At 48.8% G+C, this 18142-nt stretch carries 7 protein-coding genes; all 7 read right to left on the bottom strand.

Going from position 1 to position 18142, the window contains the following annotated elements:
- Nucleotides 1–247 precede the first annotated feature (247 nt).
- Nucleotides 248–2776: an adenosylcobalamin-dependent ribonucleoside-diphosphate reductase gene (locus tag Cop2CBH44_RS00255; RefSeq protein WP_021929338.1), complete on the bottom strand. Its 2529-nt coding sequence runs from the start codon at nucleotides 2774–2776 to the stop codon at nucleotides 248–250.
- Nucleotides 2777–3169: 393 nt separating this feature from the next.
- Nucleotides 3170–4711, bottom strand: coding sequence for a sulfatase (locus tag Cop2CBH44_RS00250; RefSeq protein WP_021929339.1), 1542 nt, complete (start codon nucleotides 4709–4711; stop codon nucleotides 3170–3172).
- Nucleotides 4712–4720: 9 nt separating this feature from the next.
- The gene (locus Cop2CBH44_RS00245; protein WP_200755273.1) at nucleotides 4721–7222 is read right to left on the bottom strand and encodes a glycoside hydrolase family 2 TIM barrel-domain containing protein; all 2502 of its coding nucleotides are present in this window, start codon (nucleotides 7220–7222) and stop codon (nucleotides 4721–4723) included.
- Between the two features lie 60 nt (nucleotides 7223–7282).
- Complete coding sequence (locus Cop2CBH44_RS00240) at nucleotides 7283–9190, bottom strand: alpha-L-fucosidase (protein WP_021929341.1); 1908 nt, start codon at nucleotides 9188–9190, stop codon at nucleotides 7283–7285.
- Nucleotides 9191–10364: 1174 nt separating this feature from the next.
- A complete protein-coding gene (locus Cop2CBH44_RS00235) occupies nucleotides 10365–12689 on the bottom strand; it encodes a glycoside hydrolase family 20 protein (RefSeq protein WP_200755272.1) in 2325 nt (774 codons plus the stop codon).
- A gap of 177 nt (nucleotides 12690–12866) precedes the next feature.
- Nucleotides 12867–14780, bottom strand: coding sequence for a RagB/SusD family nutrient uptake outer membrane protein (locus tag Cop2CBH44_RS00230; protein ID WP_200755271.1), 1914 nt, complete (start codon nucleotides 14778–14780; stop codon nucleotides 12867–12869).
- Between the two features lie 12 nt (nucleotides 14781–14792).
- A complete protein-coding gene (locus Cop2CBH44_RS00225; RefSeq protein ID WP_021931568.1) occupies nucleotides 14793–18074 on the bottom strand; it encodes a SusC/RagA family TonB-linked outer membrane protein in 3282 nt (1093 codons plus the stop codon).
- Nucleotides 18075–18142: the final 68 nt, after the last annotated feature.

Genomic DNA, 18142 nt, shown 5'->3' with positions numbered 1-18142 from the left:
GCAACAAAGAGGATTCCAAATCTCCCCTCTTGAGAGGGACCGGGGGGTGTATGACATCCGAGCACAGCCTCCTAAAACCAAAAGCAACTGCCCAAAGCAAAAAAATAATACCTCAAAAAAAGCAACAAATAGAAAAAAGCAGAGTGTAGCAAATCCCATTCTTCCCATTCGCTACACCCTGCCTTATTATATCCTCCGTTTAGAAAACCTTACTTTATCCCTAAACAGACAAACGCTAAAAAATATATCACCCGCACTTAGAAGTACCACAAGAAGTACAGATAAGGCAACCCTCCTGATATATCAGAGTCTCCTGTCCACAATTAGGACACCTCTGTCCGTTCGCCTTCGTACCATTCGGCAAATATTTTTTCAAAGCACGTTCCACTCCGTTTTTCCATGTATTGATAGACTGGCTGTCAAGCTCCAGGCCCGATACCAGCTTTATCACCTGGTCGATAGGCATGCCATAACGCAGCACGCCCGATATCAATTTGGCATAATTCCAATACTCAGGATTAAATTTATCCGACAGTCCCTCGATAGTAGTCTTGTACCCCCGCTTATTGATAAACTGGAAGTCGTACCGCTTGCTGCCATCCTCAGCAACAGCCTTGATAATCTTGCCCTTATTTATATTCTTCGGAATCAAGATACCATCCTCATCATCTGCCAGACCGGTAAATATCTCATAAGGATTACCGTCCTTCAAGCCGATAAACGCAATCCATTTCTCCTTATTGTTCTGGAAACGTACCACATCCGCCTCAAGCTCGGTAGGACGTTTCGGGTCGAGATGCACAGGAGCCGTTTCTTTCTTCTCCTCCTTTTTCGTCGCCAGCAACACACCCGAGCGGGAACCGTCACGATACACCGTACAGCCCTTACAACCCGAACGCCAAGCCTCCACATACAAGTTGCCCACCAATTCTTCCGTTACATCCGCAGGCAGATTTATCGTTACACTTATCGAATGATCCACCCATTTCTGAACCCGTCCCTGCATCTTCACCTTCTGCATCCAATCCACATCATTCGACGTAGCCTTGTAATAAGGCGACTTGGCAACCAGCTCATCTATCTCCTCAGGAGTATAATTATCGCGCACCTCATAACCGTTCACCCTCATCCATGTCAAGAACTTGTGATGGAATACCACATATTCCTCAAAAGCATCGCCCGACTCATCCACAAAATCGACACGCACCTGAGGGTCATTCGGGTTCACCTTGCGACGGCGGCGGTACACCGGCATGAACACAGGCTCTATACCCGAAGTCGTCTGCGTCATCAAACTCGTCGTCCCCGTAGGAGCGATGGTCAGACAAGCAATATTGCGACGACCGTACTTCACCATATCATCATACAGCTCCGGGTCAGCCTCTTTCAAGCGATTGATAAACGGATTATCCTTCTCCCGCTTGGCATCATATATTTCAAAAGCCCCTCTCTCCTTCGCCATTTCCACCGACGAACGGTAAGCAGCCAAAGCCAAAGACTTATGTACAAATTCCGAAAATTCCGAAGCCTTCTCCGTACCATACTGCAAGCCCAGAGCAGCCAGCATATCGCCCTCTGCCGTAGTACCCACTCCCGTACGGCGGCCCATCAATGTCTTCGACCTGATTTTCTCCCACAGATGTTTCTCCGTCTGCTTCACCTCTCCCGTTTCCGGGTCAGAAGCCACCTTCTCAAGTATCTTGTCTATCTTCTCCATCTCCAGGTCGATAATATCATCCATGATACGTTGAGCCAGCATCACATGCTTGTGGAAAAGGTCAAAATCGAAATAAGCATCCTTCGTAAACGGATTCACCACATACGAATACAAATTCATCGCCAGCAGGCGGCAACTGTCATACGGGCACAAAGGTATCTCCCCGCAAGGATTCGTCGACACCGTCTTAAAGCCCAAGTCCGCATAGCAATCCGGTATAGATTCCCGGATAATCGTATCCCAGAACAATACCCCCGGCTCGGCCGACTTCCACGCGTTATGCACGATTTTCTGCCATATTTTCTTGGCATCGACACTCTTGGTCACCTTCGGGTTCTTGGCATCGATAGGGTATCTCTGTATAAAAGGCTCCCCGGCAATCGCAGCCCTCATAAACTCATCGCTGATTTTTACCGAGACATTCGCACCGGTAACCTTGCCCTCCGTCATCTTGGCATCGATAAACGCCTCCGAATCCGGATGCTTTATCGACACGCTCAGCATCAACGCCCCGCGACGTCCGTCCTGAGCCACCTCCCGTGTCGAGTTGGAATAACGCTCCATAAAAGGAACCAGGCCCGTCGAGGTCAAAGCCGAATTCTTTACCGGAGTGCCCTTCGGCCTGATATGAGACAAGTCATGACCCACACCTCCGCGGCGTTTCATCAACTGTACCTGTTCCTCATCTACCTTGATAATTCCGCCGTAAGAATCGGCCGAACCGTCCATCCCGATAACAAAGCAATTAGACAACGAAGCAACCTGATAATTATTGCCGATTCCGCTCATAGGGCTACCCTGAGGCACGACATAGCGGAAATGGTCCAACAACTCCCTCAACTGTGCTACCGAAAGAGGGTTGGCATACTTGTTTTCAATCCGGGCAATTTCGCTCGCCAGTCGCTGGTGCATATCGTCCGGAGTCTTTTCATAGATATTCCCGTAGGAATCTTTGAGCGCATACTTGTTCACCCACACACGTGCGGCCAACTCATCGCCCTTAAAATACTGTAGGGAAGCTTCAAAAGCTTCGTCATACGTATAAGTTTTAGGCTCCACTTTTAATTGATATTTGATGTTTTTCCTTTAATGTTTTTTACACTTGGGTATAGTATAGATTTTGACTGAAAATTTTGACACTGCAAGTTTAATCAAAACATTTTTCATACACAAATAAAAAAGAATATATTTTTAATAGAAAGCAAAGTTTCCCAAAATAAATATTCAACATATTGATAATCACCAATATATCAAATACAAGCAATACCAAAAGTTTTCTTTTTTGTTTTTTCTTATACAAGCCCGGTTTTCTTTTTATAAAACCACGACAACCCGTACAAATACGCCCTTTCCCGCCATATTCCCCACACCGGAGAACGAAAAAAAAGGAGATACCGGCACACACACCCGATATCCCCTTGTCACAATACAGCTTTATTCAAATCAATATCCTCATTTCTTTCCGTCCGGATAAGCCACTTGCTCCCCGCTTCTCTTATCCACAGGCATATTCGCCTTCTGCCGGCGGAGATAGTCGCTCAGCTCGCGCCGCAAGACATCCGCAATCCCGGCATACATCCGGTCATTCATCAAATTATGCCGTTCCGAAATATCCCTGTCCAGGTCATACAAGAAAGACTCACCGTTCTCATAACAATAAATATATTTCATATTACCCTTTATAATCGCACTCTGAGGCACACCCACAATGCCCTTGCGTTCACCCCAATTATTCGGGTAATGGAAAAACAAAGGCCGCTCGCCCCGGATATTCTTGCCCCGGAGCACAGGCACAAAACTCTTTCCATCCACCCTCTGAGGCGTCCGGTAACGTTTCACACCCGCCATTTCCAAAAACGTAGGGAAAAAGTCCTCCACGATAACCGGCATATCCTCCTCGCTTCCGGCGCAAGTCACCCCCGGCCAGTACACAATCATCGGTTCCCGGATTCCCCCTTCCAGAAGAGAACCTTTGCCGCCCGACAGCGGAGCATTCATGTCATCGCCACGCGAATTTATATATCCCCCGTTATCGCTCATGAAGACGACGACCGTATTTTCCGAAATACCCTTCTCATCCAGATAATCCATCAAATCGCCCAAGCTCTTGTCCATCCCCTCCACAATCGCCGCATACTCGGCCTGCGCTTGGGACAATCCCCGGTTCTTATACCTCTCTATAAAACGCTTGTCCTCCTTATAAGGAGCATGCACCGCATAGTGGCTCATATACAGGAAAAAAGGCTTCTCCTTCACCAGAGCAGTATCTATCAGCCGCTTTGCCTCCAAAGTCAGAGCCTCTGTCAAGAACGTAGACGACCCGTAATACTTCTCCAAGTCGGGAACACCCCATACCTTAGCCCACTCATTGCCGATATTTCCATAATTCTCCTCACCCAGATAACTGCCCATCGCGCCCGCAGCATGGCCGGCCACATTATAATCAAAACCGATGGCCAGCGGGTCGGCAGCCGGAGTATCTATCGATCCGAAATGAGCCTTGCCCACCATCATGGTCGTATATCCGTTCTCCCGCAATATCTGGGGCAGGCACTTGGCATGGAAAGTATGCCCCACACCCTCCACCGGACAAAGCCCGTTATAATTCCACTCCCCGAAATCAAGCACATCGCTGGCACGGTCAGTAGGCGTATCCTTATGAAGCGTCCAGTTCGAAACCCGGTGTTGAGTCACATTCGCCCCTGTAAACAAGCTGACGCGCGAAGGAGAACTGATAGAGCAAGCATACGCATGAGTAAACTTCACCCCTTTCGCTGCCAGTCGCTCCATATAGGGCGTACGATACAATTCATTCAAGCTGGTTTTCTCCGGTCCGAAAGGCAGAGACGTATCCTGCCACCCCATATCGTCCACCAGAAAAAACAAAATATTAGGCCTCTGGGCCTCACCCCTTGCCATAGCTGCCTGCCCGAGGCTCAAAAGCCCTGTCGACAGCCAGACCATCGGAGTTTTATATATCCTGTTTCCTATCATATACATCACTTATTTCGATGTCGACTCTATCTCTATACTTGCACTCTTCAGCCCCTTGCCCGAGACGGTCAATTTTCCGAGGCCGGCTACCTCCTTCGACTGTACCACAACCACCAGCATACCGCTGAAAGTCGTCATCTGAGGCAGGTGGAACTGTTCCAGGCACGTCGGGTCGCCATTACAAGCCGCCCGATAGGCCAATGCACCGGACACCTTGAATTTCAGCTTCTCGGCAGCATCAGGGCACAAATTGCCATCCTTATCCACCACCTTTACCGTAACAAAAGCCAAATCCTCGCCATCCGCTGACAACACATTGCGGTCAGCCGACAACTCTATCCGCGAAGGCTTGCCGGCCGTATGCACCTCCGTCTCGGCAACCGCCTCGCCTTTCTCATTATACGCCACCACTTTCACCGTTCCCGGCTCGTATTTCGTATCCATCCACATCAAGCGATAACGCTTCTGCCGCTTAAACTCCGCCATAGAAATCGAGTCCGCACTATTCTCGGCCGTCACGCTCAAGTCCTTGGTGCGCTTGCCCTGGCTCTTCCCGTTGATAAACAACTCCGCCGTCGGATAATTAGTATACACGAAAACAGGAGTAACCTCCCCCTCGCGACCCGGCCATGTCCAATGCGGCAACACATGAAGCGTCTCCTCATCCCGGTTCCAATGGCTCCGGTACAGATAAAAACGGTCTTTGGGCAGCCCTGCAAGGTCTACGATACCGAACAAAGAAGAGTGACTGGGCCAGTCCGTATAATAAGGTGTAGGCTCGCCCAGATAATCAAATCCCGTCCATACGAACTCACCGATACCCCACGCATTATCCTCGTGCCAAATCCAGTCATCCTCAGGCAAGTTAGACCACCCGCAATGTTCCACATCATAAGACGAAGACTGATGATCATCATATTTCTTCATCGACTGGCGCACCACAGGAAACTTATACACCCCCCGAGAGCTGACTGTCGAAGCCGTCTCACTACCCAATATTATCTGCTGCGGCAACTTCTTGTAATTCTCCGGATACTTGTGTGGACGGTAATTAAAACCCGCCACATCCATCACAGCCGCCATATTATTATTCACCACCGCGTCAGGAGCGTCCATGCCCTGCGTCACAGGACGAGTAGGGTCTTCACGATGGCACACATCCTGCAACATCCGCGAAAGCTTCGGCCCGTTGTCCCCGTTCCACTGGTCGGGCACCTCATTCCCGATACACCACATCACCACGCTCGGGTTATTACGATAATGCCGCACCAGATGAGTCAAGTCCTTCACAGCCCACTCGTCAAACACCTTATGATAGCCATTCGCCATCTTCGCAGCCTTCCATTCATCAAAAGACTCCACCATCAGCATCATCCCCATTTCATCACAAGCCTCCACCAGTTCCGGAGCAGGCATATTATGAGAAGTACGTATCGCATTGCAACCCATATCCTTCATTATCCGTATCTGGCGGCGGATAGCAGCCATGTTTACGGCACCCCCCAGCGGGCCCAGGTCATGATGATTGCACACCCCTTTGAATTTTGTCATCTTCCCGTTCAGGAAAAAACCCTTGTCCGGCACGATTTCCAGCGTACGTATGCCGAAGCGGGTAGTATACGCATCCTTCTGCACATTACCCTCATACACCTTCGACTCTGCCGTATACAAGACAGGCGACTCCGGACTCCACAACTCAGGATGAGCCACAGCAAACTCCTGCTCAAACATCCCCTTGTCATAGACGCTCAGACGGCTCTCGCCCGTAGCCACAACCCGGCCGGTACCGTCCTTTATCTCCGTCACGATGCGGTAATTATCCTTATCAGCCCCTTTCGGTGTCACCCAAGACGTCTTTACACACACCTTGGCACACTCGTCCGTAACCACCGGAGTAGTGACATAAGTACCCCACGTAGGCACATACGCATCCTCAGTAATCACCAAGTGCACATTACGGTACAACCCCGCACCCGGATACCAGCGCGATGACTCCCTGTCGTTCTCCAGGCGCACAGCCAGCTCATTCTTCCCTCCCGGCTTCAAATACGGCGTTACATCAAAATAAAAAGAATTATACCCATAAGGCCAGTAACCCGCCTCCTGCCCGTTCACATACACACGGGCATGGCTCATGGCACCGTCAAAGACCAGCGTAGCCGTCTTTCCTGACTCAAACTCCGGAGCCTCAAAAGCCAGACGATACCAGCCTACCCCCACAAAAGGAAGTCCCCCCGTACGTCCCGCATGCTCCAGAGCCTCTTTCTGTCCATCCTGGACAATCGCCATCTCCTGTTTATCGTTATCGATACTGAACGGGCCATATATCGCCCAATCATGGGGCACGACCACATCCTGCCATCTACTCACATCCAGATTCTCTTTCCAGCCTTCAGCCACCTCGCCTTTGGTAAACTTCCAGCCTTTTTTCAACGTGTACTCCTTTCTACCCGTCGCATTCACCGAGGTACAAAACGCACAAACCAATAACAAACCGATAATTTTTCGCATACAATATAATATATTAAAAAAATATTCACATCTATTCCATTCACCATTCGATAAGCAAGACTACTTCACGAGAATACCCAATTCCCCGACGGTGACAAAATCCCGGTTATCGATTTCTGTCAAAGCCTCGAATTTAAAATAACGCGCCTGGCAAGGAGTATCAAAACGGACAAACTGAGCCACAGGATTATGCATAATATTGCTGAACTCGCCGCTGCACTTGCACTCCTTCCAGTCGGTACCGTTATCACTCACAAAAAACTTGTAATTATACACCGTCCCCGACTTATCCTCACCGTTCCGAGGCAGATAGCTGAAACCCGTTATCTTATAACTCTTGCCCATGTCTACGACCATCTGCTTCACGCCTTTACCCTCCGTACTCTTCCAGAAAGTATCACCGTTGCCGTCTATCGCAGCCTTGGCAGCCGTCAGGTCACCTCCCGTAGCCGAGACCACCTTCCAGTCTTTCACCGGTACCTCACTGAGCACCAAGTCCGATTCCCCTTCCCGAATCTCCTCGATACAGAAAGCAGCCACCCGTTTCATATTCACCCGGCCCCGGGCAGACGTTACGCACACCCTCAACGCCGAAGCCTCACATTCAGGAAAACGCAACAGCCTCTTATATCCGACCGTCGTCCCTTCGGCCACACGCTTCCACTCGCCATTCACTTGGGCATCCACAGCAAACGCCTCCACGCGCTGCCCCTTAGCCACATCCTCGCACAACATCACCGTATTCACCGTAGCACCCTTCCCCTGCACTTTATACATTTGGGGCGTCCCCACAGTCAGCACCCTGTACTTGTCACCGTCAGCAAGCAAGCTTCGCGACAAGTTCCGGGACACATAAGCATTCAATTCCCGGATACGGGCCGCGTCCGTCTCATGTATCAGCCCCCTCTTATCAGGAGGAATATTCAAGAGAAGCACCGAGTTCCGCCCCACCGAAGTAAAATAAATATCCACCAGTTTCGACAAAGACTTCACCTGGCTGTCCTCCCGGTCATGGTAGAACCACCCCGGACGTATCGACACATCCACCTCCGACGGATACCAGAACAACTCCTTCGCCTTCGCTATCAACTCTAAGCTTCCCAGCTCCTTCGCTGTCCCATATATGCCCAGCCTTTTGTTCTCGGCATCAGCACGCTCATATCCGCCCGGTACAAGAGCCGTTGCACTCCATTCCGTCTCACGGCCTTCACCCTTCTCATTACCTACCCAGCGCACATCATCACCCATGATAGCAGTCACGGCATTAGGCTGTAGCCGGTGTATCGTTTCATAAAAACGGGCCCAGTCATACACCTGCTTCTTCCCGTTGGGACCCTCGCCGCATGCCCCGTCAAACCACACCTCATGCACCTCACCGTAGTTGGTCAGCAATTCGGTCAACTGGTTTACAAAAAAGTCGTTATAACGAGGCGAGTCACCATAACACTCCGCATTACGATCCCACGGAGAAAGATACACCCCGAATTTCATCCCGTATTTGTCACAAGCATCCCTCAACTCCCGCACGACATCGCCCTTGCCGTCTTTCCAAGGAGAAGACGCCACCGAATGAGCCGTCGTCCGAGTAGGCCACAGGCAAAAACCGTCATGATGCTTCGCCGTAAGAATCACCATCTTAAAGCCGCCCTCCTTCAACGTCTTCACCCACTGCTCCGCATCGAGCTCCGTCGGGTTGAACAACTTCGGGTCTTCCGAGCCATCGCCCCACTCCCGTCCCGTAAACGTATTGATGCCGAAATGCAGGAAAGCCGTCATTTCCAGCTCCTGCCAAGCCATCTGGCGGGCATTGGGAACCAAGCGCGAAGCCATATCTATCTTCTCGGGAATAGTCGCCCCCGGTGGGAAAGCCAAATGCTTCACATAGTACTTTTCGCCATTCTTCGCCACCGTCAGGCCCCCCAAAGAAAGCAAGATAAATAAAGACAAAATTCGACTGAAATATTTCATATTTAACAGGTATTATTTTAACAAAAACAGGTACAAACCTCTGAATTCCAAATCTTAACTAATTTATAAACAAACACTTTAAAAAACACTCGCACACAGCCATACGCACCATGTCGCCTCCATTCATCACCAGCACTCAAAAGATGTTACCACCTGCCCACAAAAGGCCTCCGGCCCTTTCCGCCAAAGCTCAACCACCTTTCCTGGCTCTACGCTACAAAGATAATATTTTTATTAACAATTAAAAATTTCAGCCCCACTTTCACACTCCCCCACCGGACAATACAAAAACAAAGCAAGTTTCTATTATCTTTAGACAGAAGAACAAAAGAACATAAGATTTATTTATACCAATCCTCCTATTCTAATATCCTCTTTTGTCCTTGTGTTCTTTTGTCTAAAAAAATAGTTCCTGACAGACATGTTTTTATTATTTGTAGACACAAAAACAGAAGAACATAAAATTTATTTCTACCAAGCTCTCTATTTCCATACCTCTCTTATGTCCTTTTGTTCTTCTGTCAAAAAAAATAGTTCTTGACAGACATGTTTTTATTATTTGTAGACACAAAAACAGAAGAACATAAAATTTATTTCTACCAAGCTCTCTATTTCCATACCTCTCTTATGTCCTTTTGTTCTTTTGTCCAAAAATAACAGTTCTTTGACTGACAAATTTTTATTATCTGTAGACACAAGAACAAAAGAACAGATGATTTGTTTCTATCAGACATTCTATTCCCATATCTCCCTTTTGTTCTTTTGTTCTTCTGTCTAAAAAAACAGTTCACAACAGACAAATTTCCATTGTTTTAAGACATAAGAACAAAAGAACATAAGATTTATTTATACCAATCCTCCTATTCTAATATCCTCTTTTGTCCTTGTGTTCTTCTGTCTAAAAAAAACAGTTCACGACGGACATGTTTTTATTATTTGTAGACAAAAGAACAGAAGAACATAAGATTTGTTTCTATCAAATCCTCTATTCCAATATCTCCCTTTTGTCCTTTTGTTCTTATGTCTAAAAAAACAGTTCACAACAGACAAATTTCCATTGTTTTAAGACATAAGAACAAAAGAACATAAGATTTATTTCTACCAAACCATTTCCATGTCCCCTTTTGTCCTTGTGTTCTTTTGTCCAAAAAAATATCGGCCACAGTTATATACCTCAATAAACCTCAATTTCATCAAACCGGAGCCAGACACCCTGCCCTACACGATGATGGAAATCCGGTGTCTCCCCAGGGCTTTGAATCACAAATTTCAAATACCGGCCCTCCACTGAAAAATCGTCAAAGACAAGCTCATCCGTAAAAATGCCATCCCTGAAAATCTCCTTTTGCGAAAAAGACAACCGCTGGAGAGGCACGAAATTCCGGTTGTCTGTCGACACAAGAAGCTCCATCGATGCCGGATAATGCACACCCATCCCATAATTGACAGCATGACCCACTACCACCCGGGTTATCGGGGTCACCTCTTCCAAGTCCAGCACGAACGACACATCCTGGTCATACCACCCGCACCATTCCATATCCGTATGCTTGTCCGAACCCTTGACTCCATTCGTAAGCATATACACCTCTGCATTCTTATTCCCCGATACCGGTTTGGCCGTTGCCTTGTTCCAGCGCACAGGCAAATTCAGGATCTCACCCTTGCGCACATTTCCCGCAAACGCGGCAGCCCTGACCGTAACACTATCAGACAACACCAGAGAATCCGTATACAAAGCCGACGTCGCAAGCGGTTCCGTACCGTCCAGAGTATACCGCACATCCACATCCGGCCTTATACACGACAAGTCCGCCACCAGTTTGCCGTCCACAGGAGTCACCTTATGGTCCAGATTATACATCGACTTGGAATAATTGATGTCCATATACTCCCATCGGGCTGCCAGCCCGTCCAGCCGTCGCACAAAAGACGCCCAGTCCTTCGTATCCTTCCGTGCCCACGCAATATCCGCCAAAGCGGCCACCCGGGGAAACAACATATACTCCAGATGCCGGTCCGATTCTATAAACTCCGTCCACATAGAAGCCTGCACACCCCATAAATTATCAGAAATCTCCGCACCCCACGAAGGCTGCACCGGCTCATACTCATAAATATCCTTCAACGTATTGTTCCCGAAATAAGCCCGGGGTTCAAACCATTGAGGACCCTGATAATAATCCAGATACACAATCTGGGAAGGAGTCATTATAAACCTGTGCCCCTGTTCCGCAGCCTTATATCCGGCCTCGCCCAACCCTTGCCAAGCAAGTATCACGGCCCCATCCGGAATTTTGCTGTTCGTCCATTCATCCCAGCCTATGGCCTCCCGGCCACGCTCCTGCACATACTTCGTCATACGAGCCATAAAATAACCCTGCAAATCCTCCACATCCGTAATGCTCAATTCCCGCATGCGCTTCTGGCATTTCGGGCAGCTCTTCCAAGCCTCCTTTATCGCCTCATCCCCGCCCAGATGCACATACCGAGAAGGGAACAAATCCATCACCTCATCGAGAATATGTTGCAAGAAGACAAAAGTCTCGTCATTGCCCGCACAATACTCCGTATTGAAATTGACGCCCCCCATTCCCGGCAGCACGGCAGTATAATGCTTCACCGAAGGGCACGCATACTGAGGATACGCCACCAGAGACGAATTGGTATGCGCCGGCATCTCTATCTCCGGAATCACTTCGACCTGACGGCGGCTCGCAAACGCGACGATATCCCGGATATCATCCTGCGTATAAAAGCCTCCTACCGGAGTATCCTCCCCCGGTTTCATTGGATTCTTTTTCAACGAAAACGGACCCTCACGGTACACCCTCCAGGCGCCCTCTTCCGTCAATTTCGGATACCTCTTTATCTCCAGCCGCCATCCCTGATTATCGACCAGATGAAAATGAAGCTTATTTATCTTCATCATCGAAGCCGCATCGATAATCTTCAGTACCGTCTCTTTCGGAACAAAATATCGCGACACATCCAGCATCAGCCCCCGATACCCGAACCGGGGCTTGTCACTTATCTCCAGTGCCGGAATACTCCACTCCGTTCCGCTTACAAGCAGACGGCTTTCCAGCTCGGCCGGCAACAGTTGGCGCACCGTCTGCAACGCATAGAATGCCCCCTTCACCCCCGAAGCCTTTATAAGTATCCGCTGAGGAGTAACCGAGAGAGTATAAGCCTCCTCCGGCAAACTCTCGTCCGTTTCGACACACACATCCGCAGTAGCGACATCGTCCGCCGCTCTCAACACAAAGCCGGCCGATTTCTCGAACAAGTCGGAAAAATCAGACAACACCTCGGCATACATATCCCCATCCGAAGCATAAGTCGTATTCCGGGAAAATGCAAAATTCCCCCTCTTCAACTCCACACTCTCCGGCACAGGAACCACACATGTCGCATCGCTGCACTCCGATTTTCCCCCACAACCCGTCACGACGAGCAGCAACAAAAAAATAAAACCGATACCTTTATTTATCTTCATAATCTTTCTTTCCTGAAAAAAGAAGTGTGCCGAAAACTCCCGATTTGCCGTTCCGAATTCAACGAAGCCCTCAACTCCCCCTGAAGCATCCCTGCCTCGGGAACGAAAGCCCCCTCTCCATTCAGAGCAACAAGATAAAGAACCTTGGGCACACTCCCGTCTGTTACTATAAAATTATTAATATCCTGGATTCTGGTCCGACAACGATATTTGGTCGTTAGAACTCATTTCCATTCTCGGTATAGGAATCAGCTGGTTCCGTATCAGATAAGAATCCCAGTCCTCCGAACCATCGTTCGGATACCAATACTCCCTCCACGGAGAAGAATATCCCACACTCACGCCATAATTATAACAAGCAGCCGTAATACCGTCATTATTGTTACGCATCAGTATCTCATTCTTCCGCCATTCGATTCCCCGGCGGCGGGTATCCGTAAAGCCGTCAAACTCAGCCGCCAGCTCAAACAAGCGTTCATGGAAAATATACCGGCGCACCTCATCCTGCGACATCGACGCCTGCAAATCCTTCGGATAAGTAGTAGGAGTAGCCGCCGAGTTGCGGGCCCTCTGCAACACCAGGTTTACCAGTTCTATAGCCCGTCCCGTATTGCCCAGCTCATTCTCCACATCAGCAATCAGCAACAAGAAGTCCGCATAACGGTACACATACAAATTATTGTCCGCATAACGCCCCGAACAGTTGGTTGTCATATACTTGCCGAAATAAGGCCAGTCGTTTATATTCCAGGAATCAGCCGTCTTGGTCTGGCAGAAAGTTACCTCCAACAATGAATCCAGTTCCGCAGGCTGCGGATTCGTTACATCAGCATACCTCTCGAAATCCGAATAATCAATCGAGTCCACAATCGCCTGCACGATCTCCGTTATAGGTTTCTTGATAGGCGGACGCCCCGGAACCACCACGACTTCTTCCCAGCCTATCGTATCCAGGCGGCTCTTCAGCACATAAGGATACGCAGCCTGAATCTCCTTCGACGGAGCATTATTTATATACTTGACCCACTGCGATACAAAAGTAACCTTCAAGCGAGGGTCATCCTGATACGTGCCCCTTGCCCAGTTGTAAAAAGACTTGTTAGGCTGGGAACGGCCCCACGTCTCACCGGGAGAACAATTCTGCGGTGAGAAAGTCCAGTGCAGGGAATTATAACCCACGTTCTCCGTCGTGTTCATCGTCGCATCGATAACGAAAACAAACTCCTTGGAGAAGTTCAGACGCTGGCCGTTGAACAATGTCCTGAAATCTTTTTCCAAGTCAAACACATTAGCCGAAAATACCGAATCGCCATACACCTTGGCCTGGGTAAAATACTCCCGGCTCGACTTCATCTCCGGCCACGACCGTTTCAGCTCCCCGGTCGCCCAGCGGTCACCCTGTTCAGCAGCCCACGAGTTGCAACCCATCAGCCAGTACAACTTCGCCAGATAAGCATAAGCCGACGCCTTGCAAGGAGCCGTAGGAGACGAGCTCGACAGGGACGATGTAGACGACAAGTCCGGGATAGCCTCACGCCAGTCCTTCTCTATCTGGTCCAGTACCTCTTGGCGGGAAGCCCGGGGCATAGACAGGTTCTCCTTATTGGCAGGTTCCAGCCTCAACGGGACACCTCCATAGAAAGTGTACAGGCTATAATAGCAGACACCCCGCAAAAACTTCGCCTGCGCCACCATGTTTGCCTTGGAACTCCATTCGGCACTCCGGTCGCTGTTACAAGCCTCTATAAAAATATTGCAATTGGCAATAGCCTGATAAAGAGCTCCCCACACCAGATTATTAAACTCATTATCCACCGGAATCACGCCGTTTGTATACTGGCACCGGTTATCCGAAGGATTGAAAGACGTCCAGCACAGACCCGACGCTTCCGTATTAATCTCCGGCAACAACTGGGCAAAAGAACCCTGCACAGCCATCAAGCCGTAAATGCCATTCAGAGCCAATTGAGCCGATTGTTCACTTGAATATATCACATTCTCCGTTGTCGTATATTTAGGTTCCTCGTCCAGACAAGACCCCAGAAACAACAATGACGACAGCAGATACAATATATTGATTTTTCTCTTCATAACTTGCATAAATTAAAATGAAACATTGAGTCCGAATATATAAGAACGAGTATGCGGATAAGAACTCACATCAATGCCCGGACGAGTGCCGTCAAAAGCAAAACTGTTCACTTCCGGGTCATACCCCGTATATTTCGTTATCAAGAAAGCATTCTTGACAGACGCATAAATGCCGACACTCTTAAACCCTATCTTCGATACGATTTTCGAAGGCAAATTATAACCCAATGTTATATCCGAGCAGCGCAAGAAGCTGCCGTCCTCGATATACTCGTCAATCACGACCTTGGGAGTCACCGAGCTGAACGACGGTATCGTATTGCTCGCATACGCCCCTATCCAAGGATTATCCCCGCGCCACATATTGTAAAACGAATCCTTGTACACCATAGACGAAGAGTTCGACGGCAACTTGAAGTAACGATTGTTCGTATTCAGAATGTCATTGCCGTACACACCGTTAAACGTCATCGAAAATGTCAAGTCCTTCCACGTAAAGTCTGTCTGAAAACCATAATTGAATTTCGCATTCGGGTTACCCAAAATCACACGGTCCTTTTCGTTGATGACCCCGTCGCCGTTCTGGTCTACAAATTTCAAGTTACCCGGCTTCAACGTATTGATGGAAGACGTATTCGTCACCTTCTGCAAATACGGGTCATTCTCCTGGATGATACCATCCGTCTCATATCCGTAAAACAAGCCCGGAGCCCTGCCGGCAATGAAAATATTGGCCTCTCCGAAATGGTCCCCGATGCTGTTGCCCATATAAGCCTTCCAGTACTGTCCCGTTCCCCACTCCTTTTCAGGCAATCCGAAATCCAGAATCTCCGGTTGGTTAAACGCTATGTTGCCCGAAAGCTTCCAGGTAAAATTCTTCGTCCGCACGATATCACCGTTAAGGGTGATTTCCACACCCTTGTTACGCAAACTACCCTGATTTATAACAATCGACTTATAACCCGTCGAAGGCGGCAAATCCTTCTGTATCAACAAGTCATTAGTAGTCTTCGAATACAGGTCTATCGTTCCGCCGAGACGATACTGGAAAAACGAGAAGTCGATACCCACATTATAAGAACGCGTACGCTCCCACTTCAAAGCATCGTTGGGCAATTTGTCCACGACCACGCCTATCAGCTTATCGCCCGAGCCATTAGCCGATTGTCCCGGCTTTGTAGCCCCCTGAGGCGTATTCACAAACGAACTTCCATAACTGGCAAACGTACTGTACGGGTCTATGGACTGGGAACCCGTCTCCCCGTAACCGGCACGCAGTTTCAACTGGTCTACCCATCTGACATCCTTCATAAACTTCTCCTGTTCCATACGCCAAGCCACCGTAGCAGCAGGGAAATACGCCCAGCGGTTACCCTTCAGGAACTTGCTGGAACCATCACCGCGAATCGAGGCCGTCAACAAATACCGTCCGTCCAGAAAACTCAGATTGGCACGCGCCAGGAAAGACAACAACTGGTAGTCACTCTGTATCGGTTGCTTGACCTCTGTATTTCCTGCCATATGCAAGCCGTTGGAACGGAAATCATACACGTCGAAATTATTACCCACGACCAACGTATTCAACGAATTATAATCATCATAAGTAAGACCCGCAACAGCATTGATATCCACAATACCCTGCACTTTGTGGTTAAACTGGAGCACGTTCTCCACCGAATAGTTGCTCCGGTTAAAGTCCGTTTGCGTCAAATAACCATTCTGGGCGGCACCGTCCCACAACGTAATATTGAACCATCGGTCACGGTCCTGAATCGCGATATTACCACCGGTACGCAGATTATAACTCAAAAACTTGCATATCTGCCAAGTCAAGTCGAGCGACCCGCGAAAAGCCTTCTCCGTCGTCTTGTCATCATAATCATCCACCCATGTCCACACCGTAGCCCGGTCGGCAAGGTTCGGAGTCTCCAGTTCCATTTCCTCCTCCGTACGTACATACGGAGCACTGTAAAGAGCCACATTGGAAACAGCACCGGTAGCTCCCCCCGTAGTATTACCGCCCGACATCATGTCATTCTCTTTCAAAGAACCGTTCAATGATAGAGCAATCTTCACCGACTTCGACAAGTCCGCATTCAAGTTCACACGCACATCACCCTGGCGCAATCCCGTACCCTGTACCAGACCCTCGATATTCTTGTACGAAGCCGAAGTAAAATAAGTAATCTTGTCCGAACCACCATTTACCGTCAAAGAATAATTCTGAGAAAACGCCGTACTGTAAATCTCCTTCTGCCAGTCGATAGGATTCAGCAACCTCCATTTCCCCGGAAGCTTCGAATTCTCTCCCAACTTACGGTAAATATCATTCCCGTCTATATAATACTGGTAAGAATCATTCCATTCCAACTGGCCCGTCTCCGGATTCGTAATCTGCAACATCCAGTCATCCCCCACAGCATTGGCAGCCTTTCCGCCAAACACCATACGGCCTATCGCATACTCTTTCAAGTTCATCATTTCCAACAGGCGGGCTGCATTCGCCAGCGTAAAGTTTGCCGACGCTGTGACTGTCGGCTTGCCCGACTTACCCCTCTTGGTCGTAATCAAGATAACACCGTTAGCTCCGCGAGACCCGTAAATAGCCGTGGCTGAAGCATCCTTCAATACCTCGATGCTCTCTATATCCGCAGGGTTCAACGAACTCAAAGGATTAGACGCTATCGTAAAAGTACCGTCATTGCCCGAGTTCGCAAACTCCCCGGCCGAAGCCTGAGGAATATTGTCTATTACATACAACGGCTGGTTATCACCACGCAAAGAGTTGGCACCCCGTATCGTCACGGAAGAAGCCGCTCCCGGAGCCTCCGTAGAAGCCCCCACCGACAACCCCGCTATCTTACCCTGCAACAAGTTATCTATACTGGCCACCTTCGCCACATCCTTCTCATCCGGACGGAACGACGACACGGCACCCGTCAAGTCGCTCTTTTTCATAGTCCCGTATCCTATCACGACTACCTCGTCCAGTACCTCGCTATTCTCTTTCAAGACAATCTCCAGATTCCTGTTTTTGCCCACTGCCACATCCTGGGACTTCATCCCCACGAAGCTAAAGACCAATACAGACTTCTCAGAAGGAACCGAAATGCTGAACTTACCGTCCAAGTCGGTAACTGTCGCATTAGTCGTTCCCTTTATAAGCACATTCACTCCCGGAATGCTCAAGTCGTCCTCCCCCTTGACCGTACCCTTGACTATAATCTGGGCAAACGAGGCAGAAGCAACAACCAGCATACACAATAATACTATATAACGTTTTTCAAACTTCATCTCATATCTATTTTAGAACCCGTTTATCATTTATCGGAAAATTCAGATTGGCCCTAAGAGCCTGTCCG

This window comes from Coprobacter secundus subsp. similis (assembly GCF_015097275.1).
GTDB lineage: Bacteria > Bacteroidota > Bacteroidia > Bacteroidales > Coprobacteraceae > Coprobacter > Coprobacter secundus.
Note: the sequence above shows the minus strand (reverse complement) of the source record. Positions and strands in the feature narration are given on the sequence as shown.